This window comes from Mucilaginibacter pallidiroseus (assembly GCF_007846085.1).
Classification (GTDB): domain Bacteria; phylum Bacteroidota; class Bacteroidia; order Sphingobacteriales; family Sphingobacteriaceae; genus Mucilaginibacter; species Mucilaginibacter pallidiroseus.
The window spans coordinates 74,462-99,655 of the sequence record NZ_VOEJ01000010.1 but is presented as its reverse complement, the minus strand read 5'-3'; the positions used below and the strand labels follow the sequence as shown (position 1 = coordinate 99,655).

The 25,194-nt window shown below is 42.8% G+C and carries 30 protein-coding genes; 27 read left to right on the top strand and 3 right to left on the bottom strand.

The features are described from left to right. Window position 1 precedes the first annotated feature (1 nt). Together FPZ43_RS18035 and FPZ43_RS18030 are read left to right on the top strand one after the other, a co-directional pair. Complete coding sequence (locus tag FPZ43_RS18035; RefSeq protein ID WP_146383320.1) at window positions 2-1,756, top strand: E2/UBC family protein; 1,755 nt, start codon at window positions 2-4, stop codon at window positions 1,754-1,756. Continuing rightward, on the top strand, window positions 1,756-2,214 hold the full coding sequence (locus tag FPZ43_RS18030; protein WP_146383319.1) for a Mov34/MPN/PAD-1 family protein: 459 nt from the start codon (window positions 1,756-1,758) through the stop codon (window positions 2,212-2,214). The genes FPZ43_RS18035 and FPZ43_RS18030 overlap by 1 nt, the downstream gene beginning before the upstream one ends. Before the next feature lie 2 nt (window positions 2,215-2,216). On the opposite strand, the gene FPZ43_RS18025 is transcribed toward FPZ43_RS18030, so the two are convergent. Further along, window positions 2,217-2,780 (bottom strand): hypothetical protein, encoded by a 564-nt coding sequence (locus tag FPZ43_RS18025; protein ID WP_146383318.1) that lies wholly within the window; start codon window positions 2,778-2,780, stop codon window positions 2,217-2,219. 164 nt (window positions 2,781-2,944) lie between these two features. Here FPZ43_RS18025 and FPZ43_RS18020 point away from each other — a divergent pair, with 164 nt between their 5' ends. From FPZ43_RS18020 to FPZ43_RS17920, 21 genes are all read left to right on the top strand, one after another. Further along, window positions 2,945-3,274, top strand: a complete 330-nt coding sequence (locus FPZ43_RS18020; protein ID WP_146383317.1) for a helix-turn-helix domain-containing protein — start codon at window positions 2,945-2,947, stop codon at window positions 3,272-3,274. Further along, the gene (locus tag FPZ43_RS18015) at window positions 3,271-3,591 is read left to right on the top strand and encodes a hypothetical protein (protein WP_146383316.1); all 321 of its coding nucleotides are present in this window, start codon (window positions 3,271-3,273) and stop codon (window positions 3,589-3,591) included. The genes FPZ43_RS18020 and FPZ43_RS18015 overlap by 4 nt, the downstream gene beginning before the upstream one ends. A 175-nt stretch (window positions 3,592-3,766) precedes the next feature. Then, window positions 3,767-4,189 carry a plasmid mobilization protein gene (locus FPZ43_RS18010; protein ID WP_186458762.1) on the top strand — a complete coding sequence of 141 codons (423 nt, stop codon included), beginning with the start codon at window positions 3,767-3,769 and terminating at the stop codon, window positions 4,187-4,189. After that, entirely contained in the window at window positions 4,144-5,394 is a 1,251-nt protein-coding gene (locus FPZ43_RS18005; protein WP_146383315.1) for a relaxase/mobilization nuclease domain-containing protein, read from the top strand. Before FPZ43_RS18010 ends, FPZ43_RS18005 begins: the two co-directional genes overlap by 46 nt. A gap of 11 nt (window positions 5,395-5,405) precedes the next feature. After that, window positions 5,406-7,340, top strand: coding sequence for a conjugal transfer protein MobC (gene mobC / locus FPZ43_RS18000; RefSeq protein WP_146383314.1), 1,935 nt, complete (start codon window positions 5,406-5,408; stop codon window positions 7,338-7,340). A gap of 85 nt (window positions 7,341-7,425) precedes the next feature. After that, a complete protein-coding gene (locus FPZ43_RS17995) occupies window positions 7,426-8,334 on the top strand; it encodes an RteC domain-containing protein (RefSeq protein ID WP_146272011.1) in 909 nt (302 codons plus the stop codon). Window positions 8,335-8,480: 146 nt separating this feature from the next. Continuing rightward, window positions 8,481-9,005: a hypothetical protein gene (locus tag FPZ43_RS17990; protein ID WP_146383313.1), complete on the top strand. Its 525-nt coding sequence runs from the start codon at window positions 8,481-8,483 to the stop codon at window positions 9,003-9,005. Window positions 9,006-9,103: 98 nt separating this feature from the next. Then, a complete protein-coding gene (locus FPZ43_RS17985) occupies window positions 9,104-9,379 on the top strand; it encodes a DUF4134 domain-containing protein (RefSeq protein WP_391563984.1) in 276 nt (91 codons plus the stop codon). A gap of 11 nt (window positions 9,380-9,390) precedes the next feature. Then, complete coding sequence (locus FPZ43_RS17980) at window positions 9,391-9,711, top strand: DUF4133 domain-containing protein (protein WP_146272006.1); 321 nt, start codon at window positions 9,391-9,393, stop codon at window positions 9,709-9,711. Next, the gene (locus FPZ43_RS17975; protein WP_146383311.1) at window positions 9,708-12,197 is read left to right on the top strand and encodes a TraG family conjugative transposon ATPase; all 2,490 of its coding nucleotides are present in this window, start codon (window positions 9,708-9,710) and stop codon (window positions 12,195-12,197) included. The genes FPZ43_RS17980 and FPZ43_RS17975 overlap by 4 nt, the downstream gene beginning before the upstream one ends. Before the next feature lie 12 nt (window positions 12,198-12,209). After that, window positions 12,210-12,578, top strand: coding sequence for a hypothetical protein (locus FPZ43_RS17970; RefSeq protein ID WP_146383310.1), 369 nt, complete (start codon window positions 12,210-12,212; stop codon window positions 12,576-12,578). Window positions 12,579-12,637: 59 nt separating this feature from the next. Continuing rightward, the gene (locus FPZ43_RS17965) at window positions 12,638-13,318 is read left to right on the top strand and encodes a conjugal transfer protein TraI (RefSeq protein ID WP_261381134.1); all 681 of its coding nucleotides are present in this window, start codon (window positions 12,638-12,640) and stop codon (window positions 13,316-13,318) included. Further along, on the top strand, window positions 13,305-13,997 hold the full coding sequence (locus tag FPZ43_RS17960) for a hypothetical protein (RefSeq protein WP_146383308.1): 693 nt from the start codon (window positions 13,305-13,307) through the stop codon (window positions 13,995-13,997). The genes FPZ43_RS17965 and FPZ43_RS17960 overlap by 14 nt, the downstream gene beginning before the upstream one ends. Window positions 13,998-14,058: 61 nt before the next feature. After that, window positions 14,059-14,655 (top strand): TerB family tellurite resistance protein, encoded by a 597-nt coding sequence (locus FPZ43_RS17955; RefSeq protein ID WP_186461892.1) that lies wholly within the window; start codon window positions 14,059-14,061, stop codon window positions 14,653-14,655. A gap of 10 nt (window positions 14,656-14,665) precedes the next feature. After that, the gene (gene traJ, locus FPZ43_RS17950; protein WP_146383306.1) at window positions 14,666-15,868 is read left to right on the top strand and encodes a conjugative transposon protein TraJ; all 1,203 of its coding nucleotides are present in this window, start codon (window positions 14,666-14,668) and stop codon (window positions 15,866-15,868) included. Window positions 15,869-15,891: 23 nt separating this feature from the next. After that, a complete protein-coding gene (gene traK, locus FPZ43_RS17945) occupies window positions 15,892-16,506 on the top strand; it encodes a conjugative transposon protein TraK (RefSeq protein WP_146383305.1) in 615 nt (204 codons plus the stop codon). A 5-nt stretch (window positions 16,507-16,511) separates the two neighbouring features. Next, on the top strand, window positions 16,512-16,868 hold the full coding sequence (locus tag FPZ43_RS17940) for a hypothetical protein (protein WP_146383304.1): 357 nt from the start codon (window positions 16,512-16,514) through the stop codon (window positions 16,866-16,868). Further along, on the top strand, window positions 16,853-18,097 hold the full coding sequence (gene traM / locus FPZ43_RS17935) for a conjugative transposon protein TraM (RefSeq protein WP_146383303.1): 1,245 nt from the start codon (window positions 16,853-16,855) through the stop codon (window positions 18,095-18,097). Before FPZ43_RS17940 ends, traM begins: the two co-directional genes overlap by 16 nt. 9 nt (window positions 18,098-18,106) lie before the next feature. Further along, the gene (locus FPZ43_RS17930) at window positions 18,107-18,925 is read left to right on the top strand and encodes a DUF4138 domain-containing protein (protein ID WP_146383302.1); all 819 of its coding nucleotides are present in this window, start codon (window positions 18,107-18,109) and stop codon (window positions 18,923-18,925) included. Between the two features lie 35 nt (window positions 18,926-18,960). Continuing rightward, on the top strand, window positions 18,961-19,731 hold the full coding sequence (locus tag FPZ43_RS17925; RefSeq protein WP_146383301.1) for a hypothetical protein: 771 nt from the start codon (window positions 18,961-18,963) through the stop codon (window positions 19,729-19,731). A 56-nt stretch (window positions 19,732-19,787) separates the two neighbouring features. Continuing rightward, the gene (locus tag FPZ43_RS17920; RefSeq protein ID WP_146383300.1) at window positions 19,788-20,273 is read left to right on the top strand and encodes a hypothetical protein; all 486 of its coding nucleotides are present in this window, start codon (window positions 19,788-19,790) and stop codon (window positions 20,271-20,273) included. Here the strand turns inward: FPZ43_RS17920 and FPZ43_RS17915 are convergent. Continuing rightward, the gene (locus FPZ43_RS17915; protein ID WP_146271982.1) at window positions 20,251-20,487 is read right to left on the bottom strand and encodes a hypothetical protein; all 237 of its coding nucleotides are present in this window, start codon (window positions 20,485-20,487) and stop codon (window positions 20,251-20,253) included. The genes FPZ43_RS17920 and FPZ43_RS17915 overlap by 23 nt on opposite strands. A gap of 43 nt (window positions 20,488-20,530) precedes the next feature. Further along, window positions 20,531-20,959, bottom strand: coding sequence for a helix-turn-helix transcriptional regulator (locus FPZ43_RS17910; protein WP_146271980.1), 429 nt, complete (start codon window positions 20,957-20,959; stop codon window positions 20,531-20,533). Window positions 20,960-21,138: 179 nt separating this feature from the next. On the opposite strand from FPZ43_RS17910, the gene FPZ43_RS17905 reads away from it, so the two are divergent. The 4 genes from FPZ43_RS17905 (at window position 21,139) to FPZ43_RS17890 (ending at window position 24,735) form a co-directional block, all read left to right on the top strand. Further along, window positions 21,139-22,614, top strand: a complete 1,476-nt coding sequence (locus FPZ43_RS17905; RefSeq protein WP_186461889.1) for a HEPN domain-containing protein — start codon at window positions 21,139-21,141, stop codon at window positions 22,612-22,614. 429 nt (window positions 22,615-23,043) lie between these two features. Beyond that, window positions 23,044-23,343 (top strand): type II toxin-antitoxin system TacA family antitoxin, encoded by a 300-nt coding sequence (locus tag FPZ43_RS17900; protein ID WP_146271976.1) that lies wholly within the window; start codon window positions 23,044-23,046, stop codon window positions 23,341-23,343. Continuing rightward, the gene (locus FPZ43_RS17895; protein ID WP_146383298.1) at window positions 23,343-23,843 is read left to right on the top strand and encodes a GNAT family N-acetyltransferase; all 501 of its coding nucleotides are present in this window, start codon (window positions 23,343-23,345) and stop codon (window positions 23,841-23,843) included. Before FPZ43_RS17900 ends, FPZ43_RS17895 begins: the two co-directional genes overlap by 1 nt. A gap of 19 nt (window positions 23,844-23,862) precedes the next feature. Then, on the top strand, window positions 23,863-24,735 hold the full coding sequence (locus FPZ43_RS17890; protein ID WP_146271972.1) for a hypothetical protein: 873 nt from the start codon (window positions 23,863-23,865) through the stop codon (window positions 24,733-24,735). The last annotated feature ends 459 nt before the right edge of the window (window positions 24,736-25,194 follow it).

The following is a 25,194-nucleotide window of genomic DNA, read 5'->3' as shown; positions in this document are numbered from 1 at the left end:
GATGATGGATTTTGACCAGTTACGGGAGCGCGCGTTCGAAGATCTGGCCAAGATATTCACGATAGAGAAAACAACCGTTGACGTAAAAACACGGTTGGGTACACCAAAGAAGATCGAACAATGGAAGGTGACCCTTGAAGTTCCATTGCCCGAAGGGGTAACAGATTTTACGGTACTAGTGGAACTGAAGGATGATTTTCCGCTTTCGTTGCCAGTCATTTATTTAGCTGAGGATGATTATGAAAAGATAAAATATGTTCCGCATATAGATGACCGCCGGAATATATGTCTTTTTGATAATGAAAATATCAAGCTTGACCCTGACCGGCCCGCTGAAATTATAAAGGCTTGTCTGAAACAGGCGGCGACTATCATTTCGGACGGTATCACTGGCGTGAATAACGGGGACTTTGTGGATGAGATCGTTGCTTATTGGGCGAATGTTTATGACCCGAAAGACCAGGTCTTTGAAGCTTACCTTGGTGATGGTATCGATGCGATAGCGCCCGGTGTTCATCCCGGCCATCTGTTATCGCCTGCTTATCATAACGTCGATTTCCTGATGAGTTCAGGATCAGAACAATCACAACAGGTCATAGCATTTTTTAAGACGAGGGGACACAAGGTGACAGAACAGGCCTATTTTTACTTAGGTCAGATCGGCCATCTGGTACCGCCTTTCTATATCGATAACCGGAGGCTCATCAGCTATCTGCGGGAACACTTCAGTTCACAATGGAGTGCTGTTAAGCGCTATTTAAATCAAAGTTTTGGCCCGAAAATATTCGCTTTTTCATTGGAAGTAAACGGACAACTGGTATTTTTCGGGTTTTATATTCCAGCGATCCAGGCTAAGATCGACGGTTGGCGTAGAACCTCACTCACGAGTTTGAATGTTCTGGACACGGTGCAACCGTCAAAAGCGGTTGCCCGCATCGCGTTCAAATATTTTAGCCAGACCCGACTGCAAAAACGAACTGATGGCATCCTAAACACGAAACCTGCTTATAAATTTATGGTGGCTGGTTTGGGTAGCATCGGCTCCAATCTTTTGAGTGGCCTGAACAGCCTGGAGGTTTCCGAGTTTGTTTTATGCGACCCCGATATATTTGCCTTAGAAAATGTGAACCGGCATTTACTCAGTTTTAACGAGGTCGGAAAGGCCAAGGTCGATGCCCTGGCTAAATATCTCACGTTCCAAAACCCATTCCTGCATGTTCACACCCATAAGGGTTCCATTGTGGATATGATCAGGTCTCGGTCAGGTCTGATGAATACGATGGATGTGATATTTTGTGCCATCGGCAAAGACGCGATCGAGAATTATGTTTTGGAATCTTTAAGTGAAGGGATCATCGGGCGTCCGGTGATGCTCTTTTGGGTAGAGCCTTATCTGGCAGGTGGTCACGCTTTATATATACGGCCATCCACCGGTTTTTCCTTAAAAGACCTGGAGACCAATGGATATTACCGGTACAATGTCATCTCTGCCGAAACTTATGCTGATCCCGGCCGGCAGACCCTGCTTCGCGAAGCAGGATGCCAGGGCTCCTACGTTCCTTATGGTAAGGCTGCCATCAGCCTCTTTTTTGCGCACCTGATCCCCGAATTATATCGGATAATTGCAGAACCGCCCGATACCAACATTGCTATCAGCTATGCAGGCGACCTGTCGCTGGCCGTTGCACAGGACCTGCAACTTTCCGACTTCGGCAATACTTTGCGATCTCATCAGTTAACCACAAACGCGATATAATGCAGCTTAAATTAGATCAATACGATATTCTTATCCACCCGGAACCACTCGCGATACTGGAAAAGTTCACGCAAAATAAACCAAAACTACCGGAAGCGGGAGGCGTGATACTTGGTAAGATAATCGACGGGCAGATCAACATTACCAAATTATCCGTACCCACACCGTTGGACCGTTGTTCAAGGACCAACTTTGAGCGGCATAAGACCAGTGCCCAAATCATTTTGGACTATGAATTCTACAATAGCAACGGGCAAACGGTTTATTTGGGCGAGTGGCATACCCATCCCGAGCCCTTTCCCACACCATCCGGCACCGATCTGAAAATGATCGATAGCCAGTTTAGGAACAACGATCTTAGAACCGACTTCCTGCTTCTAGTAATTAAAGGGACAAGCGGGATGTATTTGCGTATGGTCAATAACAAAGGGTTCAGAGAATTGCGGCTAACCTTGTGATCTTATTCAAAGGCGATCTGCCCAATTACCGTTAAGACTTTCTGGTCTTCAGCAGGGTAATTGGCGTAAAAAAATGGAACTGGCACATGCTGTGTGCCATAATTGGTATAAAAGTTAAAATCGATCCGTGGCGCCGGAAATGACTGGCCCACATGTTTAAAGATATCTGTATAGGAGAACTCGGGCGAAAAGTAGATCGCTCCCTGGATCACATTCCTGTTTTTTAAAACTTTCAGCTTTTCCAGGTCCACGTTAAAAAACAAGGTGTCATTTCTGACGAAGGATTTAGGATACTGTTTTCTCACTGCGTTCAAAATGATCAGATCTGCATCATCGCAGGGATAATTTTTCTGTTTAGGATATTCCCCCAGTAAGCGCGCAAAAGTATCCGTTTCTGTTTTATCTTCCTCACCCTGCTTGATCAGGTTATACTGCTCGTTAAATTCCCGTGTGTAGATAATGATGCCTAATTCTATTTCTTGATTGTTTCGGTCTGAAACGACCACAATATATTTTAAAATTTTTATCTGGTCGGCAGTTAGCCAGGTAATTGTCGTTGGTTCCATTTGCGCGTTCGATTAATTAGTTTTTATACAAAAGTAGTGCGGATTTGCTAAAGTTTAAAGTGGCAGCAGGGAGATTTTTATCTATAAAACATCCTACCTTGTACATGAGGTGTGATAAATTTATTTTGCAGTTCTTCACATTTGCTGTTGCTAAATTTTAAGCTATGGCAAATCAAAATGAAATCCAACATGACTTCCCTAAAGTCAACCGAGATCAGTTGATCACGGTTCAGGACTTGCTCGACTTCAAGCAACAGCTTATCGTTGATATTAAGAAGCTACTCAAAGAACAAACCGGCCAGCCGGGCCACCATTGGCTGAAAGCCTTTGAGATTAAAAAGATGCTCCGGCTGTCCGAAAGCAAACTGCAATACCTTCGGGATAAGGGCCTCATTCCTTTCAAGAAATTAGGTGGTATTACATACTACAATTCCGAGGAAATTGAAAAGCTAATGGCCTCCGGCAAGTTGAACGATCAGATGAAGATGGCATGAAACGCAAGGCTAAACGCACCGTGCCGAGGCTGCTGAATGAGGTCAGGAAAAGCAGTAAACATACCCTGCAAATTCACGATGGCATGGGAACTACCATGCCTCCCGACAAGGAGGTTTTGATGATTTACTTTGACCAAAAAGGCGAAGGAGAAATGGCTAACGAGTTCTTCAATGAGCATGACGGTCGCGGGTGGAAGACGCCGACCGGCGCTACAATTTACAATTGGAAGGTATGTGCTGCTGAATGGATTTACAACCATCGGCAAAATGTGAAACGCAGGTTTAGGCAGTCTCCATTTTACAGTGAATCGTTTTAGGTTAATGACGTTGAACAAATCAAAATCGAGGACTTTGCAAAGGACGAGATTGCATTTTTGAGCAATCAGCAAGATAAACGTTTGTCGGACAAACGGATCTTGCCCTCCCTTCCGAAGTCAGTCCGGGAGCATGGTAAAAACCCTCCGAAGTCGGATTTTTAAAGAGACAGAAGGTATGGAAAATGAGGAAGAAAACCGTGAGCGAAAGATCACCACGAGGTTCAAACCAGGTGAGTTTTTGCTAATTGACCGGCGGTTTAAAAAGACACGCTTTCGCAAAATGAGCGAATACATTAGGAGTGTTCTTTTAGAAAAACCGATCACGGTAAATTATCGTGACAAGTCCATGGATGAGATGCTGGAAGAGCTCTCCTTGCTGCGCCGTGAACTCAATGCCATTGGCAATAATTTAAACCAGGCTGTACGTCAGATCAACGCTGCGCATGGCTCCGCAGACAATCGTTTGTGGCTGTCATTGATGTCGATTATCGGAACTAAAGTAGACCCGGCTATTGCCCAGATCAAAGACCGGATGCAAAGCTTTTCAGAGTTATGGTCGCAAAAATTAAAACCGGACGAAGCATCCTCGGTGCAATAAATTATAACGAACATAAAGTTCGTTTGGGAAAGGCTGAATTGCTCCTTGCACAGGGCTATTTGAAGGAACCGCATGAACTTACTTTTAGTAACAAGTTGGAACGGTTAACAGACCTGACCAAACGGAATGAGCGTACCCAGGTCAACGCCCTGCATGTCTCGCTGAACTTTGCAGTTGGTGAAAATTTAGATAAGGTTACCCTTCAGCAAATAGCCGATGCGTACATGGAAGGTTTAGGATTTGGTGCGCAACCCTACCTCGTTTATCAGCACCAAGATGCCGGTCATCCGCACCTTCATATCATTTCGACGAACATAAAGCCGGATGGTAACCGGATCAGTTTTCATTTGCTGGCAAATAAAGCATCAGAGCAATCACGAAAGCAAGTCGAACAGCATTTTGGGTTGGTGAAGGCAGAAGAGCAAACAAAGGGTCAGGGGCTTATTTCTTCTTTAAAATTGGAACAGGTCGCCTATGGCAAATCAGAAACTAAACGAGCGATTACCAATGTAGTTAACGAGGTGTTGCGAAACTATAAGTTTACAAGTTTGCCTGAATTGAATGCGGTATTAAATGGATTTAACGTAGATGCTGACAGAGGCTCAAAAGAATCCAGGATGTTTGAGAAAAATGGTTTAGTGTACTGGGCTTTGGATCATAACGGCGGCAAAATCGGCGTGCCAATCAAAGCAAGCAGTATCTACGGGAAGCCAACATTAAAAACCCTTGAGAATCGATTTACCCTGAATGAAGTGTTGCGGAAAACATTGAAGGAACAACTGAAAAGCAAGGTCGATACCGTCCTTACCAGTTCAGTTAGCACAAAAGAATTTCAGCTCAAACTTAAGGCACAAAAGATAGATGCGATATTCAGACACAGCGACGAAGGCAGAATGTACGGTGTTACGTTTGTCGACCATCACGCTAAAGCAGTGTTTAACGGCAGCGATTTAGGAAAGAGCTATAGCGCTAACAGCCTATCCCAATACTTTTCCCAATCAGTTGTTTCGGGTGAGGAACTTCAGCGGACGGGCTCTCCAGTTAACCATACTAACATAAATACTTCAAATATTTATGCCGATCAGCAATTGGAAGGCAGGTCCATCATAGATGCACTTTACCAGGAGGAAAGGCAAGATATGGCTGCGATCGGCAGGCTTCAGCAAAAAAAGCGTAAGAAAAAACGCAGAGGACATTCACTTTAAAAATTTCAATCATGCAAACAGGTGAAAATGAACAAGCATTAAGAAGGATCATTGACTTTACCCGGTTTATCAGCCTGGCCATATTGTTCCTTCATTTCTACCTGACATGCTATAGTGCATTTCAGCAATGGGGTTTAACCCAATCTATTGTAGACAGTATCTTACTTCCAGTCTCCAAAATGGCCATTTTCAAAAGTACTATGCTGGCTAAGCTGGCCGCTTTGATCACGCTGATGATTTCATTATTGGGTACTAAAGGTAAAAAGGATGAGAAGATCAAAGCCCGTAGCGCCTTGGCTTTTGCCGTGATCGGTTTGCTGCTTTATTTTTTGAGTGCGGTATTTTTAAAGGCACACTACTCATTCGCTGTGAGGGCACTGCTTTATATCAGCATTACTTCGTTTGGCTACCTGTTTATGTTATCAGGGATAAGTGCGTTATTTAGAATTTTAAAGCTTAAGCTGGCTAATGACATTTTTAATAAAGCCAACGAATCATTTCCCCAGGAAGAACGCTATTTGGATCACGAATACTCGATCAACCTGCCTGCGGTTTATCATTACAAAGGAAAGGTGCGTAACAGCTGGATCAATATTATTAACCCCTTTAGAGGCACACTTATCGGCGGTAGTCCTGGCTCCGGTAAATCCTATTTCGTTATCCGTCACATCATCACCCAGCATATCAGTAAAGGATTCTCTATGCTGATCTATGACTTTAAATACGACGATCTCACCAAGATTGCTTATAACGCATTGCTGAAATACGGGCACTTATATAAGGTCAGGCCGACCTTCTACGTCATCAATTTGGAACAGATAATGCACCGTGCTAACCCATTAGAGCCGGAAACCATGCTGGATATCACGGATGCTATCGATGCCAGCAGAACGATTATGCTCGGGTTAAATCGGGAGTGGATCAAAAAACAAGGGGATTTCTTTGTCGAGTCGCCCATTAATTTTATTACCGCGATCATGTGGTTTTTAAGAAAGTACCAGGACGGGCGCTTTTGTACTTTGCCACACGTTATTGAGCTGGCACAGGTGGATTATAAAGATTTATTCGAAGTGTTGTTGCAGGAGCCCGAAATTGAAGTCCTGATCAATCCATTTATTTCTGCCTGGCAAAATGAGGCTTTTGAACAGTTGGAAGGCCAGGTCGCAAGCGCCAAGATCAGCTTAGCCCGATTGTCTTCACCACAGCTTTATTACGTATTGAGCGGCGATGATTTCTCTTTTGACATCAACAACCCAGACGAACCGAAGATCGTTTGCCTGGCTAACAACCCGCAAAAGTCGCAGGTAAACGGCGCTGTGCTGTCTCTATACATTAATCGGATCAATAAGCTGGTCAACCAAAAGAACAGGCAAAAGTGCAGTATGATCTTTGATGAATTTCCAACGATCTATTTCAACGGAATTGATCATCTCATCGCCACGGCCAGGTCGAACAAGGTAGCGGTTACACTTGCCGTTCAGGATTACAGCCAGTTAAAAAAAGATTATGGACGCGACCAGGCTGAAGTTATCATGAACATTGTTGGCAACATCGTTTGCGGTCAGGTCACAGGAGATACAGCAAAACAACTTTCCGAACGTTTTGGCAAGATCAATCAACAAAAAGAAAGTGTATCCATCAACAGCCAGGACACTTCGATCAGCAGATCAACACAACTGGATTTCGCAATTCCCGCTTCTAAGATTGCCGGACTTTCTTCAGGTGAATTTGTGGGCATGGTGTCTGATGATCCAACCAATAAGATTGAATTAAAAGTATTTCATAACGAGATACAAAATGACCACTTGGCACTCAACAAAGAGGAATTGGCATACAAAACTATTCCCAGTGTAAGGAATATTGATCAAGCTACTATTCTTCAAAATTATCAGCAAATAAAAGACGACATTAAGGTAATTGTACAAAGTGTGATTGTTAACTCTTAAGAAATAACACCAAACGTCATATTAACGTAATATTGATTTAATATGAACTTTTTTGAATAGCGTGTTGTAACACGCTATTCTTATTTTGCGTAATAAGAAATACCCTAATAGCCTTATCCTTACTTATATGCGCACCATCACCGAACGCTTCTATAGTGCTTTAGAAAATCAATTAAACGAAATTTCTACGAACGGCGAACCTCTGGCCGAACAATACAAAGCCTCGATCATACTTTGCAAAAAGGCGATGGCAAAGCTGAAAAGCTATATTTCCAGTTACTCTTTCGAAAGCGTTGACGACGAGATCCACTTTTTCAAAGAAGTAAAGCCGATGTTTTACAGCAAATACATCTATTTTATCAGTGTCTACAACTTTTTGATGAAGAGGCCGACAGGTGCCGAGGATCATCTGAAAGAATACATCAACTCCGAACTAGCAGATCTTAAACGATACTTCGACCACAACGCTGCCTTTTATCAATATTACCGGTCCGGCTCAACCCAAATGGACCAGGTTTACTTTACACGTGGTGGATTCGATGTACATGTGGAACTGGAGAAGTTTGAAGAAGATGAGGTTTACTCAACCAGCCATGACTATAAGCTCGCCAACATCATTGCTAATGAAAAATACCAGGACTTCCTGAATATCGAATTGCAGAAAATCAACAATCATGATGAGCGTCCACCTGAAATGAGCATCGAATTACCCCTCACCTGGACTTTTAGCAAAACGGATCTTATCGAGCTGATCTATGCGTTGGTTGCAGCAGGTGCTTTTAATAACGGCAATGCAGAAATTAAATCGGTGGTTAGTTTCTTTCAAACCGTTTTTCACATTGATTTGGGCCAGTATTACCATAAATATACCGACATCACCAGGCGAAAGAAGGATCGTACATTGTTGTTAGATAAATTGAAGTTGTCGCTGCTGCGAAAAATCGACCAAAAACTTGATGAAGATGGCTCAGTTCAACAAAAGCTGAAATTTTAATCATTTATAGATGTCTGATTATTAGTTAATTAAAAAAAATTTATCCTACCTTGTACATGAGGTGTGATAAATTTTTTGGAGATAGCCCAACCTTTGTTTCAGGGATCGCTGCATGGTGCAGATGATCTTTAAAACAAAGCGGTATGTTGTCATCAATTTCCTGGCAGCAGTATTTTGCGGCCATCGCTATCATCAGTGTAACCTACTACCTGTATGTACTTCTGCGTTACTATCAGCGCGAGATCTCAAATCTCTTCACATCAAAACAGCAAAGCGCGGTAATGTCGCAAGGCGGCTCCATTTCACCTACGGAACTGATGGGTGCCGCCCGTCCGGACAAGCATGTGCGTATTGTAGAGGAACAGGAACTACAATTCGCCGACGAGGAATTAAATGAAAGCCTGGATTCAACTGGCGATTTAACCGATTCAAACAACAACATTACAATTCCGGAAGCGCAACTGATTGGCGAAACTGATAATCTTATTGCAGCTTTTAAGGATGTAGACAATAAATCCGAGTTCCTCTCTTTGCTAAAAATACTTATAGGATCATTTCAGCCGTATCAGGCAGAAATAGATTTTTCCAAGGTTACCACTCATGTGATCAGCCAGTCCGCTGAGAATTTACTATTTGATCTTACCGCGGATGAATTACCAAAATGGAATTAATTAATCATTTATATAAATCTTAAAAATCGGTTATCATGAAAACACAACAAGTAAAAAGAGCATACAGCGTAAAACATGTATTAAAAACGATCTGCGGAATGTTGACATTGATACTGATCAGCTTTAGCTTATATGCACAAGACGGCAATGCAGGTATCCAGGAAGCAACAACGCAGGTTAAAAGCTATTTCACCACCGGGACCACTTTAATGTATGCTATCGGTGCCTTGGTGGGTTTGGTCGGTGCGATAAAGGTCTATAAGAAGTGGAATGACGGGGAACACGATACCGGGAAAGTGGCGTCCAGCTGGTTTGGAAGCTGCATCTTTCTCGTGGTTGTTGCTACCGTACTCAAATCTTTTTTTGGTGTTTAATGCGAATTACCATGGCACTATATCATATTAATAAGGGGATTAATAAGCCGATAGAATTTAAAGGGCTGAAAGCACAATACATTGGCTACCTAGCTGGCGGGCTTGTTCTTTTACTTGTCGGGTTTGCGATCATGTACCTGGTAGGTGTCCCGGTGACGTTTTGTGTCATCATGATCGGTGCGCTTGGAAGTCTGCTTTTCTATCAGGTATTTAAGCTAAGCCATAAATATGGTCAGCATGGTTTGATGAAGAGATCGGCAAAGCGTTACCTGCCAAAATACCTTCAGTTTAAAACGCGTCAAGTTTTTTTACGATTAAAACGAACATCATGAGATCACATAGTAAAGCAGAGCAGGTGTTTCCTGTTTACAAGGTTCAGCATGACTGTATGCTTTCCGCACAGGGCGACCTTACGATTGGATATGAGGTCACACTGCCAGAGATATTTACTTTGTCCAATGACGAGTATCATAGCTTTCATGAAACCTGGATCAAAGCGTTAAAGCTGCTCCCAAAGAATTGTATCTTTCATAAACAAGATTGGTTCTTAAGCGAACGATATGGAGCGCGCTTTCAGGTCAACGGTGAAACTCAGGTAAAAACCTTTCTATCTCATTCGAGCGAAAAGCATTTTCATGAGCGGCCCTTTTTACATCATCACTGCCATATATTTCTGACTAAGAAGCCAGAAAAGTTCAAACCTTACACCAGTGCGGTCAGTACGCTGATGCGTAAGCGGATAGTTCCTAATCAGACTACTTCCGAAGAGTTGTTTCGAGACTTTTTAGACAATGCCGGACAGTTTGTTAAAGTACTTGAAGATAGTGGCTTAATTTCACTGCAACGCATAGGCGATGACGGGCTGGCTGGTACACAAACGACAGCCGGTGTTCTGGAGCAATATTGTTTCTTGCTTAATAAGAACAGCACCACCGTTTTAAAAGACATTCATATTCAGGAGGAATTGCGCATTGGCGGTGATTACTGCCAGCTATTCACCCTGAGTGATGCGGAAGACCTGCCGCCGCTCTGTGGGCCGAGGATCACCTTTGACAAGTACAGCACGGATAAAACCAAATTCAGCACCGGCTTTGCTTCACCTATAGGAACCTTATTGAGGTGTAACCATGTTTACAATCAGTTTATTTTTATTGAAGACAGCACACTAACGTTAAAGAAGCTGGAAGCCAAAAAACTCCGCTTACAATCCTTATCGGCTTATTCTCGGGAAAATGCGATCAGCCGCGATGCTACCCACGAATTTTTGAATGAAGCGATCAGCCACCAGCGTTTACCGGTAAAAGCACACTTCAACGTTATGGCCTGGACTGATGACCGTGCAGAATTGAAAGACCTTAAAAATAAGGTGAGCTCGGCTTTAGCTCAAATGGATGCCCAACCGAAGCAAGAAACTGACGGAGCACCGCAGATCTGGTGGTCTGGACTACCAGGCAATGAAGCTACATTCCCCATGAATGATACCTTTGATACCTTTGTTGAACAGGCTACCTGCTTTCTCAACTTAGAGACCAACTACCAGTCAAGTATCAGTCCGTGCGGTCTGCGTTTAGGAGATCGGTTATCAGGTAAACCGGTTCATGTGGATATCAGTGATGAACCGATGGAAAAGGGAGTCACGACCAATCGGAATAAATTTATTTTAGGGCCATCCGGCAGCGGCAAATCATTCTTTACTAATCACTTGCTGCGAAGCTATTTTGAGCAGGGCGCTCACATCGTATTGGTGGATGTTGGTCATAGTTACCAGGGATTGTGTGAATTCGTCGGAGGTTACTACTTCACTTATTCAGAAGATAACCCGATCAGCTTTAATCCCTTCTATATAGCTCAAGGTGACTACCTGGATACAGAAAAGAAAGAAAGTATCAAGGCCATGATCCTTGCATTATGGAAGAAAGAAGATGAAGGTGTTCAACGTTCGGAATACATCGCAATTTCCGACGCCTTGTACCACTATTATGAAAAGCTTAAGTCAAATCCTGATACATTTCCTTGCTTCAATAGCTTTTATGAATTTCTAGCGGGAGACTTTTATGAGGCGATGAAACAATCAAAAGTCAAAGATGAGCGTTTTGATATTGATAACATGCTGTTCGTATTAAAGCCATATTACAAAGGTGGTGAGTATGCTTACCTTTTAAATGCAAGGGAAAACCTCGACTTATTGCACCGTCGTTTTATTGTTTTCGAATTAGACAATATCAAAGATCATCCCATTCTTTTCCCGGTGGTTACACTGATTATAATGGAAACCTTTGTGTCCAAAATGCGCAAACTGAGCAAGGCTACCCGGAAGATGATTTTGATCGAGGAAGCCTGGAAAGCCATTGCGCGTGAAGGCATGGCAGAGTACATCAAATACTTATTTAAAACGGTCCGTAAATATTTTGGCGAAGCCTTGGTGGTTACCCAGGATATTGAAGATATCATTAGTTCTCCGGTGGTTAAACAGGCCATCATCAACAACAGTGACTGCAAAATTCTCCTTGACCAGCGCAAATACCAGAATGACTTTCCTAAAATTCAGCAGCTCTTAGGTATCACGGATAAGGAGACGGCGCTGATCATGAGCATGAACCGCAACAACGATGAAAAATTCAAATACAAGGAAGTATTCATCAGTCTCAATGGTCAACTCTCAAAAGTGTATCGTACAGAAGTAAGCCGTGAAGAGTACTGGACTTATACAACGGAATCAGCCGAAAAAGCAAGGGTTCAAGAGTATGCTAGAAAGTATGGGAGCATTCAGCGCGGCATCGCAGCAATTGTCCAGGAAGAAATTGAAAAAGTAGCTTAACCAAATATTATTATGAAAGCGTCGATCATTTATTTTCTTGCAATAAGTTTCCTATTCGCAGGCTGTGGTAACAGTCAAACAAATAGTGATTTTTCAGGCAGTTACGTAAACAAAGCTCAAAGCGAATACAGTATTGCTTTTGACACTCTTATCCTTTCCAAAAAATCAGAACTAAGCTACGAGATTGAGCGGAAAACCGGGTTTCAAAAAATTAGAAACGGTTCAATTATGGCAAAAGAATTTAAATCTGAAAGATGGTCAGCCCAATGGAATAAGGACAAGATGGTTCTGTCTGAAACAGAATTAGGCAGACAAATTACCTTTAGTGAAGATGGGAAATCTTTGAGCTTAAAGGGCACAGAGTACCTAAAAATCAAGTAATCAATCTCGTTTTAATTAAAAGTGAACTCTCATAGAAATGAGGGTAAGGGGGACTTTTTATGAAAAATTTTAAGGTAATGCCGGCGATAACTATTGCTGCTTTAATGATGCTATCAGCTCCTAAAGTTCATGCGCAGTTCGTTGTGGGTGAAGTCATAAAGCTGACGGTAAAGAAGGTGATCAAAGCCATAGATCTCAAAGTGCAACGGATGCAGAACAAAACCATTTGGCTGCAAAACGCCCAAAAGGTATTGGAGAATAAACTTTCTAAAATAAAATTAACTGAGATCTCCGGGTGGACAGAAGATCAAAAGCAACTATATAGCGGCTATTATACTGAATTGTGGAAGATCAAATCTACCATTGCCTATTACCAACGAATAAAAGAGGTCACCTTGAAACAGGCAGCCCTTGTGGGGCAATATAAGAGAGCCTGGGGATTGTTTCAGAAAGATAATCACTTCAGACCTGATGAGATTTCTTATATGCAAAAAGTTTATAGTGGCATCCTCGATGCGAGTGTTCAAAATCTTGATCAGATATTATTAGTCATCAATGGTTTTAAAACTCAAATGACCGATGCCGAAAGACTCGAACTGATCAACCACGCCAGCGACCAGCTGGACATCAACTATAATGACTTGCAGCAATTTAATAATCAGAATCTGAGAATCTGCCTGCAACGGAGCAGGGATTTTGCTGATACGAAATCAATAAAAGCTTTATATGGAATCAATTAATAAGATTAAGCATTGTGCAGATCTGATCGGCCGAAAAAGCAAAGCGTTGCTGGGTTACGCAATCATGACCGCGGCGGCAACGATGTTGGTTTCTGACGCTCATGCGCAAACATTCGCCGAATGGTTCTCACAGAAGAAAACGCAAAAAAAATATTTGCTACAGCAGATAGCAGCATTGCAGGTTTACTCCGGCTATTTAAAACAGGGCTACAAGATCGCGAATGGTGGCCTGGGCTATATCACTGGATCGCTGAAAGAGGAATTTAACTTGCATTCCACTTATTACGACAAATTGAAAGCGGTCAATCCGGCTGTAAAGAACGACCCGCAAATAAATGATATAATAACCTGGCAGAGGGATATTTTACGGTCTATCAGTGAATTGGATAAAGTCAGCTATCTATCCGTAAACGAAAAGCGGTACGTAGGTAAAGTAAAAGGTGCCCTTCTATCGGATTGTGACGAACAGATATCAGCCCTGCAAGTGCTGCTGACTAATGGAAAATTGGAAATGAGCGATGATGAGCGGATCAGCAGGTTAAATTCCATTCATCTGACTATGCAAAGCAACTATCGGTTTGCTGCGGACTTTTCCGGGCGGGTAAAATTATACGGTGTTCAAAAGCAACAAGAGACGAAAAACTTAAGCTACAGCAAGTACATATTTGGCATACGATAATCATCAAAATATGAAAAGGCGCATCAAAGTAATATGGTCGTTTGGCATTCTTATCTCCTTTATGGTGCAGGTTCATTTAGCTAAAGCACAGGGACAAGAATTACAGCAGCTGTTGCTGAACATAGAGAAGCTAACGCAGCTTAAAAGCATTCTGACCGATATGAAAACCGGTTATCAAATCTATCAAAAGGGTTACAGCACGATCTCGTCATTATCGCAGGGGAACTTTAATTTACACGATGTGTATTTGAACGGCTTATTACAAATTAATCCGGCTGTCAAGAATTATGGCAGAGTTGCCGAGATCATGTCCCAGCAGGCGAGTTTGCTCAGTGAATACAAAAAAGCTTATTCCAAGTTCAGACAAAGCGGCTCATTTTCTGGTGGCGAACTGGATTACATGGGTAAAGTCTACAGCCAACTGGTCAAGCAGAGCCTGGATAATATCAACGAACTGACCAACATATTGACAGCCTCTAAATTAAGAATGTCGGATGACGAGCGGATCAGGGCGATTGACCGCATATATGCAAGTTCAACCGATAAACTTCAGTTTCTTAGATACTTCAACCGCAATGGCATTTTGCTTAGCCTTCAACGAACGAAGGAGACCGGGGATGCAATCAGCTTAAAAAAGCTTTACGGTATAGATCACTAAATCAGTTTTTATGAAAAAGACAGTTTTTTTAACCGCATTAATTGCGGTGACGGGGATCTTTTTCCCTTTACTTTCCCACGCCGTGGGGCTTGCAGAAAATATCGAAGGTTTGCAGGGTACATTGAATAATGTCTATAATGACATGCTTCCCATGTGCAGCGATTTGATCGGTGTGGGCCGTGCCATCGCAGGCTTTGGTGCGCTGTGGTACATCGGAAGCCGGGTCTGGCGGCAGATCGCATCAGCAGAGCCCATCGATTTTTACCCGCTAATGCGGCCATTTGCCCTTGGACTGGCGATCTTATTGTTTCCCACGGTCATCGCGATTATTAATGGTATTATGCAGCCAACCGTTAATGCTACTGGCGGCATGGTGCAGAATTCAGATGCTGCGATAGCGGCTTTACTTAAAGCCAAACAGGAAGCCGTTGAAAAAACCGACACCTGGCAAATGTATGTGGGGACCGATGGAGACGGCGACCGGGATAAGTGGTATAAATATACTCACCCTGACGATCCTACCGGTGTCAACGAAGGGGTTTTAGCTAGCGTAGGTAACGACATGAAGTTTGCGATGGCGAAAGCATCCTATAACTTTCGGAATACGGTGAAGCAATGGATGTCCGAGGTATTACAGGTACTCTATCAAGCTGCGGCACTATGTATTAATACGATACGAACCTTCTACCTGATCATCCTGGCCATACTAGGGCCAATTGTTTTTGGCCTGGCCGTATTTGATGGCTTTCAAAGTACACTCACGGTTTGGCTGGCAAAGTATATAAACGTTTTTCTGTGGTTGCCCGTAGCCAACATATTCGGCGCAATCATTGGCAAAGTCCAGGAAAACATGCTAAAGCTCGATATTTCTCAGGTTCAATCTGCCGGTGACACCTTCTTCAGTTCGACAGATACCGCTTACCTCGTCTTTCTGATCATCGGGATCATTGGTTATTTCACTGTACCAAGTGTCGCTAATTATATCGTCAATGCGGGTGGCGGGCATGGGCTTTTGCAGAAGGTGAATGCGCTGGTGATTAGTAGTTCCAATACGACGATGGCCGCTGGCTCCCACACCGGCGAACGAATGGTGAACGGCGCAGTGAATCTAAGTAATGCGCCGGGAGACTTTATGACTGGCTGGAACAGTGCCGGTCAGGAAAATAAATCGCAGCCATCTAATAATCAGGCAGCCAGAATAACTGGTCAATAAATTTCACTCAAATACCGAATGCTATGTTTACCCATCTTAAAAATATCGAGACCGCCTTTCGGCATGTAAAGCTATTCAGTTATTTTCTGATAGCAGCCTGTACAAGCATTTCCTGCTTTGCACTTTATAAGAGTTATCAGGCCGCAGATCTGGCCAGCAGGCACATTTACATTTTAGCCAATGGTAAGGCGCTGGAAGCTTTTGCCGCAGACAGAAAGGACAACATACCCGTTGAGGCAAGAGATCATATCAAAATGTTTCATCATTACTTTTTTACCCTCGACCCTGACGAAAAGGTGATCAACGCCAATATTGGGAAAGCATTATACCTGGCTGACGAAAGTGCCCGTAATCAGTATAACGACCTCAAGGAAAAAAGTTATTACAACAATTTGATTTCCGGTAACATCAGCCAGCAGGTCGTAGTGGACAGTATACAATTGGATGTTGATCAGTATCCGTATTACTTTAAATGTTTTGCGACGCAGAAACTGATCAGGGCTACTTCTACGGTCAACCGCAGTCTGATCACGCAAGGTTATCTGCGCAATGTGTCAAGATCTGACAATAACCCACATGGTTTCCTGATTCAGCATTGGGAAACTGTTGCAAACCGCGATACGACAATTCAACACTGACCATCATGAAAACAGCCAGCAATCATAAAAGTCATTCACATGCTATGACTGATCAAATAGCAAAATATCTATCCAAGCTGATCCTAAATGCTCAGGCAAGATTGGCAGCAGGATGTTCAAAGCAGTTCAATGCTTACAGCGTCCGCAAGCAGAAATTCCTGTTTATCTTCTTTGGATTGTTAGCAGCAGTTGTGTTGATCGCGGGACTATTTGCAGGCACTTATCCTATTCCAGCTATACACCAAACCTACAAGCCTGCAACCCATATCGGCATGGCATCCGATATCAATAGGCCCGAAAACGTGGATATATCATTAACAGATTCTTCAAATAAAATCATTAAACCATGGAAGCAACACTAAAAAAAGGCAATATGCCCGTACACGCTCCTGAATTTCTGAAGGAGCGCAAATTCTTAATCATGATCCCTGTTCTGATCTTTCCTTTTCTGACAATGGCCTTTTGGGCATTAGGTGGCGGACGAAATAGTAACTACCCTGGTAGTGATCAGGCAACCGTGAAGGGTTTAAACACTACCTTACCCCAGGCACAGTTTAAAAATGAATCCGATCAGGATAAAATGGGTGTTTATCAAACTACCCTGAAGGATTCAAATGCAAGAACCACTGAAACTGAAGGAGTAAGTAAAAACTTCATTAGCGCTATGGGTTTCGGCGAACAGTCGGCGACAGAAAGCGCAGCAGGATCCTCTTCCTCCTTGTCAGCAAACCTGACCACAAGCGATCCTAACGAAGCTAAGATCCAGGCCAAGTTAGCCCAGATCGATCGCCAGCTCAATCAACCTTCTACGCCTGTACAAACAAGCGGATATGAACCGCAGGTGAATACAGGTACAGAAGTCAAGAGACTACAAATGATGATGGCGGCGATGAACAGCGGCAGTGGAGAAGACCCGGAAATGAAGCAGCTGAGCCGGATGCTCCAGCAGATCAATGATATCCAAAATCCGGGAAACGCAGACCAGGTGCTGCGTGCCAGATCATTGAAGAACCGCAATCGGGTTTATGCAGTAACTGCCGCAAATGATGACGGTGATGACTACGGCGATGGTTCAACTGTAAGTTATGCCAGTAACCGATCAGCTGACCGCCCGAATGCGGAAGGTAACACCATTCAGGCGGTTATTCACGAGGACCAAACGCTGGTCAGCGGAGCGGTCGTCAAGCTGCGTTTGGTCGACGGCATTTATGTAAAAGGCAAAATGATACCGAAAGGCAGCTTTGTTTATGGCACTTGCGCTTTAAATAACGAACGTCTGGATATCAAAATATCAAGCATCCGCTATCTGAATAACATACTGCCTGTAGCACTGACGGTATATGATTTAGATGGTCTGGAAGGCTTATATGTTCCGGGTTCCATCAGCCGGGATGCAGCAAAGAACGGTGTGAGCAACGCGGTAAGTTCAATGCAGCTCATGACGATGGACCAGTCATTAGGCGCACAAGCCGCTGGTGCCGGTATAGAGGCAGCCAAAGGACTATTTGGAAAGAAAGTAAAACAGATCAAGATCAAAGTCAAAGCAGGTTACGAGGTTTTGCTGAAAGACAATAATGATCGTGATAACTAAGGAGGTGTTATGAAAACGTTCAAAATGTTATTAATTCTTGTGCTGGCGGTAAAACAATCATTTGCACAGGATACGGCTTATATAAGTCGGGACAAAGCTACTGCATTGTTCTTCCCTGCAACAGTAAAAATCATCAATAACCCGAATAGTGATTTTGTGGTTATTGATAAAGGTAACGGTATTGTAACGATCAAAGCGTTGTCCGCCCATATTCGACCCCAAACATTAAGTATTCAGGAGGAAGCTACCAAAAGAATCTATAGAATTCCTGTCGCCTATTCTTATGGAAGAGCCGGTCGCCGTATAGCTTATGGAACTGTATTTGCAGGATCAGTGCCTAACAACCGTCCCGAACGGGAAGAACAAGTCATTGCGCAGCAATTAGCTTCAGGCAAGCGCGCTGATATTGCCACGCATGAAAAAACTGGCGGTGTAAAAGCATGGATCAATAAAATATCTCTTGCTGCCGGTCGCATCTATCTCCGATTGGACCTTCGAAACCGTTCGAATCTGCCTTATGGGATCGATTTTGTACGTTTTTATATCCGTGACCGTAAAACGGTAGACCGGACGGCGACGCACGAACAGGAGATCGTACCACTCTATAGCACCTTTCGCAGCCGCACAGTCATATCAAAAGATCAGGAAGTCGCCAAAGTATTCGCCTTTAAGCGTTTTTCTCTTTCCAATGACGAGGCGCTGTTCGTTGAAGTCTATGAACGATCAGGTAACCGGCATCTCTACCTGCAAATTAAACAAGACGACTTAGACGATATCAAGGTACTTCCTGCACCAAGGTACACGCCACAAACGCTGGCAGCTAATTGATAATTCATCCATTTATTCATTTAATTCATTCAGTCATGAATACACAAAATGCAGAATTCTTAAAAAAGAGCCTTTTGAACTTAGGCTTTGGGGAAAAACTAAATGCCGAACTTGACCGGGAGATCGAAGCAAAAACGCCGGAATTCAAGTTAGGCTTAAGCCACGAGTTCAATCAGAAAACAGTTGATTACACGCTGCACTTTAAGGCAGGTGATAATCAGGATATGTATTTTTTTAACAAATATGATGCGAACATCCGCCATGAAAACGATCCTGAAAAAGATGTCAGCCAAACCTTTTACATCAACAAAGGTAATGGTGTGACCGCTAAAGAGGCTTTCAACTTAATGGAGGGACGTTCTGTACATAAGCAGCTCACCAATCTTGAAAATCAGAAGTATCAGGCCTGGCTTACGCTGGATGACCAGAATTTAACAGACAGCGGCAACAAAAAGATCAAGCACTACCACGAAAACTATGGGTATGACATAGAAAAAGTGATCGCAGGCAAAGGTATAAAGGAGTTGGAAGACCCTAAATTAAAAGACGATCTGTTTCGATCTTTGAAAAAAGGCAATGCTCAGCAAATCACTGTCGCTCATGCGGACGGTAATAAAAAATATTTTATCGCAGCGAACCCGCAGTTTAAAACTGTGGACCTGTTTGACCATCAGATGAAAAAGATCAAACGCGAAGAACTGTTAGGAACCGGTACGAAAACGGCGAAAAACTTAAAATCTCCTTCACAGTCGCAGGAGGAATCGCCAAAAAAAAAGCAGTCGCGTAAGAGCAAAATGAGTGTTTAACAAATTAGGCAACAGGCCTCTTTGGCCTGTTGCTACTTAACTTTAAGTGCGATTCCATGAAAACATTAGATGAGGCCCAAAACGTGTTATTAAACGTATCAGACGAGCAGTGGCTGAAACTGATTGAAATGCTTACTTATGGCGTGTTAGAACTAAATGCCCGCACATTGCAGAAAACGGAGATCATGTACAGTGTTGGACATTACCCTGCCATGCATTTTCGACTAACAACCATTCTGAATGATCCTAACGACCGTAATGATCAGCCGCAGGTTTCCGGATTTCGCTTTGCCTTCGACCAGGATATTGATGATGACGTATATATTGAACCCCTTAGTTCAGACGGCTTTTGGGATGACTATTTGGAAAAAATGGGCATTACCCATGTTTTCACCAGTAATGAAGTCGGTATCAGGAAACTTTATCGCTTCATTAACGAAGAACTGCACTTATGGGATGACAGGCTTTTTGCAAAAGTTGAAAGACCTGTAGAAGATAACTGGCGAACATTGTTCGACCTTAATTCGCCTCCTGGTCAATAAAATGCTTATTGTATAAATTGATGATGTCACGCTTCAGTTCCAAAGGGAGGTCGTAACCCTCTTTCCATATAAGCTTTCCTGTAATAAGTTCTCCCGGACCTGCTTGCACAATATCACAGCCTTCTAATACGTCTTCGATAGCGTGAAGATCGAGATAGGGTTCATACCTGATTTCCATGGCCTTTAATTCAGGGTCGGCTACGAGACTGAACATTCTTTCGCGGTAAGGTTTGACTTGCTGTGCTGTCATAATGTTATCATTCAATTTTGCCCTTAAGTATTTCTACCTTTTCCTGTTCGCTTGCTAATAAGCGCTCATAAAGCTTTTTATTTTCTTCGATTACCTCAAGCCATTTTTCAATTGGGTTGAAATTGAGCGCGCAATTGTTATTAATTGCTGAAGCATTATCTTTAAAGTCGGTGAAAGTGTTAGCTATGATATTAACAGCTTTATCTTCATCTAAGTTTTTGATGGCTTCAACCGGAACTTTAAGTATGGCAGCTACCTGGGCGAGTAGATCTTCCTCAATCAATTCTTTAGCCTCCAATAAGGACACTCTTTTTTGGCTCCAATCATCCCCTAAGGCTAATGCTAATGCCTCCTGCTTTAAACCAAGCATTTCGCGAAACCGCTTCACATTTCGGCCTTGGTGAATGTTTTTTATCGAATCGGTAGTTGAGCTCATGCTGAAAAGGGTTGTTTAAGCAAATGTAGAAATTTTTGAAGTTTCAAGTTACCTGTTTTTAGGCACTTAAACAAGCATAAATTATGCTGTCTTGCGACTTGGTTAGAAAGCTGTAGAATAGGTTAGAAATGGCCTCATCCGGTTTTTTGTCTTGCTGGCAACAATGCGGCATTACGATCATGACCATGTATTTAGGCAACATTGCACCCTGGGAACAGTACCCCAAACATCTGCGCTTTAGCGAGATCATGAACCCTTTGAAAGTAGTCATTGATTTTTTCAGTTCGGGATGGCCGAAGGATCACCGGGAAGATCTGAAAGAATGGCGGTACTATGTATTAAATGACAAGTTTTACAAAGACCGGCATGGCCCCGGACACATATTGTTCATTTATGACCAGACCGTTAAGCTGATCGAAGCCTTGCATTTATTACTACTCAAAAACTTCGACAGGTGGCCACGCTTGCAGGACGTGACCGAAAAGCAGATCGAACAGGAAAAAAAGGACTGGGTATATTTTCCAAAGAATCTTCCCGCGAAGGAACTGGCTAACCCCTATAAGGCAATAAAGAAATGTTTCAAAAAGATCAGCCCGCAGGATTACCGCGACTACTTGCACGAATGGCTGCACAGCGCGCTGTATAAAAGTGCTGCTGACGAAACACTCATTGCTGGGGAGATCATTGATGTATATGATAATATACGTAAACTTTATTCCGCAGCATGGCTCATCCACCAGCGTGAGACGGAAGAAACGATTACGCATAAAGGTTGGGGCAGAAAGCGGAATGCGTCGGAAACAGAAAGCATTAATGATAAAATAGCACCATTAAAAGACCTTGATCCGGTATTAAATCAAGCTGAAAAGTCAGGTGTTGAGGAAGTAAAGAACCTGATTGTTGAGCGTATACCATCAGTTCGCATGATCTACCTGATGGGTACACATCCCAATCCATTTACGTATCACTTATTAATACTGATAGACGACAAGGAGAAAACGCCTGAACACGAGATTGCCAACAAAATTGAGGATGGCTGTCGTCACCTGGCATCCGTTTTTACCTTTGTACATAAACTGGCCAGTGCCAAAGATGCGTTGGCAAACGATAAGCGTTTTTGGCACAACACACTCTTTAAAAGTATTAATGTTTATAAAGCTCCTGATGTTGAGCTAACAGGTGCGCATTCCATTGATAATAGTGTGTGGCTGGAAAGAGCCGAGCACGACTGGAACAGATGGGGTGTTCAAGGCAAAGCGTTCATGAAAGGCGCTCTTCGCTACATTGAAGACAACAATTTTTCTCTAGCTCTTTTTTCCCTTCACCAGGCTGCTGAAAGCAGTTTGATTGCTATTATTAGGGCTGTATTAGGTTACCGCTTATCTGTGCATAATTTGTCGAGAAAGATCAGGATAACGTTGTTGTTTACCGAAGAAATTAAGCGGGTTTTGCAGTTAGACACGACGGAAGGCGTTCAGCTATTTAGTTTGCTGCAATCAGGATATTCGGAAGCACGATATAAAAGCCAGTTTAATCCCGATGAAAAATCTGTAAAGCGCTTAAAAGATAAAGTTGAACTGCTGATAGCTAAGATTGAGCAAATTTATCAGCAGTTTATTAAAGAAAAATCCGCTCCACTAAGTACCGGCCAGTAGTAGCGGCAGGCGGCTTGAGTTTCTCAGGCCGCCCTGCTTGCTGCTATGATATGCAATGACGTTTCCTGAGATTAGATGGCAAGGACGCTGCTTGATCAATTTACATCACTGCACTATCAATGTATAGCTAATGTGTATTAATTAATTATCTTGTTTGCTATAATAGATGTAACAATGAATTACAACGTGTCATTTGCAGATATGAACCGGTTAGCTATGAAGATTAGAACCAGTTGACCTAAATTTTTTCTCGAAAGATATGCGAAAACAAGCCTTACGACTTGAAAGCACCCGTACCACTAAGATACAGAAGCAGCCACCTTCTCGTTAACAGCTGAATCGTCGAATGTTAATTAGCACTGGATTGATTATTGCAAGTTTTTATTTTGTACGGAATTTTTCCGTATATTTGTTTAGAAAGGCAATATTATGGAACGAGTGATCAAAGCTGATAAGACAAGGTTCGATACCAAACTGACAACAGACCAAAAATCATTATTTGAACGGGCAGCTAAATTGGGCGGTTACCGTACGCTTACCGATTTTGTGGTGTCTACTGTTCAGGAAAAGGCAAAATTTATTGTGGAACAGCACGAAGCAGTTTTGGCTACAGAAAGGGACAAGAATGTTTTTTTCGAGGCGATCATGAATCCGCCGAAGCCAGGCAAACGCTTACAGCAGGCTGCTGAGCGCTACCGTGAATTCAATAATCAGTCAACGGAAGTTTAATGAATTATCCTATTGAACCGCTGCATTCAGGACTTAATAAAAAAGAGTTTACCTGCGGCAAGGAAATGCTGGATAATTACTTGCACAAACAGGCAAGCCAGGACATCAAACGACGTTTGAGTACGGTGTCTGTCATGCTGGATGGCGACCGCATCATCGGCTACTATACGCTATCAAGTACGAGCATACCACGCGAGCTGGTGCCGGAACAAGTGCAGAAGAAAATGCCGCCTTCTTACCATAACCTCCCTGCGATATTATTAGGAAGGCTGGCATTGGATCAAAACTATAAAGGGCAACGCCTTGGAGAATACCTTTTAATTGATGCGTTAAAGAAATGTTATAATGTCTCTTTAACTCACGTCGGGGCAATGGCTGTGATCGTTGATCCGCTTGACGCAGAAGCGGAAGCCTTTTATTTAAAATATGATTTTGTTAAACTGGACTCAGGCAAAATGTTTCTGACCATGCAGACCATAGCTGCGCTGTTTGCAGAGTAAACCTGGTATTGGATTTTTTATGAGTAAACAGCGAGACATTATACAAGCGTATAATGAGGAATTATTCAGTTTATACAGAGCGCATGATCTCCAGTGCTTGACAGACAATAATTATACCTATCAGGGCGAAAATGTTATTGCTATCAACACCGACGCTGTAGTGATGGCTGCAAAGTCCGGTTTATATGACCGGCAAATTGAAGTCTATGACCACTTGCATTTGGATCGTGAAGTGAAAAACCCGAATCAAATGCAGATGGAATTATTTTCCGCAACTGCTGATCTGAAATACCGGCTAGGAACGCTTTATCTATATACACCATATATCACCGTGTTTGAGCACTCGTATAGTTATATAGATGGGAAGAAGTTTTATCATTATGATCAGAAACTGGAAGATGCCCGTTTCAACAGGGAGCTACCGGTTGCATTTGAATCCTTATATAAATTTTGGCAGCGTATCGCTGACTATATTACCAGCTTTTTTCCAGAACTGCTGATCGAGAAACGCGGCCAAATTTACTTTCATTCGCCATTACAGTATATACATGCTCATTTTCCGCAACTGGAAGCTTCAGCGCATTATCAATGGCTATGGAATTTTCAAGAAAACATATATCCTCAGTTTAACAAACACCGAAAGTTCTTCGTGCACCATGCTGGTTATGATAGTAATTATGTCATGAAGTTTTTAAACGCGCATCGCGAGGATGACCAGGCTATGGTTGCGTTAGATCGGGAACGCACATACTGGCTGCCTTACCTAAAAGAACAATTGGAGTTGTGTAACCAAGGCTATTTAGAGATGATGAAATTTCTAAATCAGATAGAGATAGCTAAAACCGAGGACGGCAGCTTTACTTATCAATTGCTTCAAAACGCACTCAATTGAAAGCTTGTTGGCTGTCCCTTCGGCCAGGCTTTTCACTATATCTTTTCCATGAAAAGGATGCCGTTGCAATCCCTGACAGGTTCACTCCTCCAATCTCCATTGCTTAAAATTCCGCTCCTGCATTTTTGCTGCGCTGCAAAAGCATCCGCTAATATGTTTTGACAGGCTAAGTTCTGCAAGCACATCATTCCGGACTTCACTCGTTTACCCGCTCCGTTACGCTTCGCCGGGAAAAGCTTCGCTTGCCTGCATTCCTGCCCTTGCTGATTCGATTTAAGGGACTTCTTTTAGCTGCTATTTTCCAACGAAAACGGACAAAAGCGGCGTCAATCTCGGTCAGCCTTCACGAACGAACGCATAATGTCCTCCGCTTTGCTTCGGCCACCCTCCGGGACTTATAGTTCTCCCGCTCTGGCTCACGACCGCTCTTTTGACTTTCTTTTTTACCGTTTTTTCTTT

Bases quoted from the DNA above. Each gene is read 5' to 3' on its own strand.
- FPZ43_RS17980 (WP_146272006.1), top strand. From the start codon at position 9,391: ATGGCACTATATCATATTAATAAGGGGATTAATAAGCCGATAGAATTT.
- traM (WP_146383303.1), top strand. From the start codon at position 16,853: ATGGAAGCAACACTAAAAAAAGGCAATATGCCCGTACACGCTCCTGAA.
- FPZ43_RS18020 (WP_146383317.1), top strand. From the start codon at position 2,945: ATGGCAAATCAAAATGAAATCCAACATGACTTCCCTAAAGTCAACCGA.
- mobC (WP_146383314.1), top strand. From the start codon at position 5,406: ATGCAAACAGGTGAAAATGAACAAGCATTAAGAAGGATCATTGACTTT.
- FPZ43_RS18035 (WP_146383320.1), top strand. From the start codon at position 2: ATGATGGATTTTGACCAGTTACGGGAGCGCGCGTTCGAAGATCTGGCC.
- FPZ43_RS17895 (WP_146383298.1), top strand. From the start codon at position 23,343: ATGAATTATCCTATTGAACCGCTGCATTCAGGACTTAATAAAAAAGAG.
- FPZ43_RS17930 (WP_146383302.1), top strand. From the start codon at position 18,107: ATGAAAACGTTCAAAATGTTATTAATTCTTGTGCTGGCGGTAAAACAA.
- FPZ43_RS18005 (WP_146383315.1), top strand. From the start codon at position 4,144: ATGGTCGCAAAAATTAAAACCGGACGAAGCATCCTCGGTGCAATAAAT.
- FPZ43_RS17970 (WP_146383310.1), top strand. From the start codon at position 12,210: ATGAAAGCGTCGATCATTTATTTTCTTGCAATAAGTTTCCTATTCGCA.
- FPZ43_RS17960 (WP_146383308.1), top strand. From the start codon at position 13,305: ATGGAATCAATTAATAAGATTAAGCATTGTGCAGATCTGATCGGCCGA.
- FPZ43_RS17940 (WP_146383304.1), top strand. From the start codon at position 16,512: ATGAAAACAGCCAGCAATCATAAAAGTCATTCACATGCTATGACTGAT.
- FPZ43_RS18025 (WP_146383318.1), bottom strand. From the start codon at position 2,780: ATGGAACCAACGACAATTACCTGGCTAACTGCCGACCAGATAAAAATT.
- FPZ43_RS18015 (WP_146383316.1), top strand. From the start codon at position 3,271: ATGAAACGCAAGGCTAAACGCACCGTGCCGAGGCTGCTGAATGAGGTC.
- traK (WP_146383305.1), top strand. From the start codon at position 15,892: ATGTTTACCCATCTTAAAAATATCGAGACCGCCTTTCGGCATGTAAAG.
- FPZ43_RS17955 (WP_186461892.1), top strand. From the start codon at position 14,059: ATGGTGCAGGTTCATTTAGCTAAAGCACAGGGACAAGAATTACAGCAG.
- FPZ43_RS17905 (WP_186461889.1), top strand. From the start codon at position 21,139: ATGACCATGTATTTAGGCAACATTGCACCCTGGGAACAGTACCCCAAA.
- FPZ43_RS18030 (WP_146383319.1), top strand. From the start codon at position 1,756: ATGCAGCTTAAATTAGATCAATACGATATTCTTATCCACCCGGAACCA.
- FPZ43_RS17985 (WP_391563984.1), top strand. From the start codon at position 9,104: ATGTTGACATTGATACTGATCAGCTTTAGCTTATATGCACAAGACGGC.
- FPZ43_RS17900 (WP_146271976.1), top strand. From the start codon at position 23,044: ATGGAACGAGTGATCAAAGCTGATAAGACAAGGTTCGATACCAAACTG.
- traJ (WP_146383306.1), top strand. From the start codon at position 14,666: ATGAAAAAGACAGTTTTTTTAACCGCATTAATTGCGGTGACGGGGATC.
- FPZ43_RS17920 (WP_146383300.1), top strand. From the start codon at position 19,788: ATGAAAACATTAGATGAGGCCCAAAACGTGTTATTAAACGTATCAGAC.
- FPZ43_RS17915 (WP_146271982.1), bottom strand. From the start codon at position 20,487: ATGTTCAGTCTCGTAGCCGACCCTGAATTAAAGGCCATGGAAATCAGG.
- FPZ43_RS17965 (WP_261381134.1), top strand. From the start codon at position 12,638: ATGAAAAATTTTAAGGTAATGCCGGCGATAACTATTGCTGCTTTAATG.
- FPZ43_RS18010 (WP_186458762.1), top strand. From the start codon at position 3,767: ATGGAAAATGAGGAAGAAAACCGTGAGCGAAAGATCACCACGAGGTTC.
- FPZ43_RS17910 (WP_146271980.1), bottom strand. From the start codon at position 20,959: ATGAGCTCAACTACCGATTCGATAAAAAACATTCACCAAGGCCGAAAT.
- FPZ43_RS17975 (WP_146383311.1), top strand. From the start codon at position 9,708: ATGAGATCACATAGTAAAGCAGAGCAGGTGTTTCCTGTTTACAAGGTT.
- FPZ43_RS17925 (WP_146383301.1), top strand. From the start codon at position 18,961: ATGAATACACAAAATGCAGAATTCTTAAAAAAGAGCCTTTTGAACTTA.
- FPZ43_RS17890 (WP_146271972.1), top strand. From the start codon at position 23,863: ATGAGTAAACAGCGAGACATTATACAAGCGTATAATGAGGAATTATTC.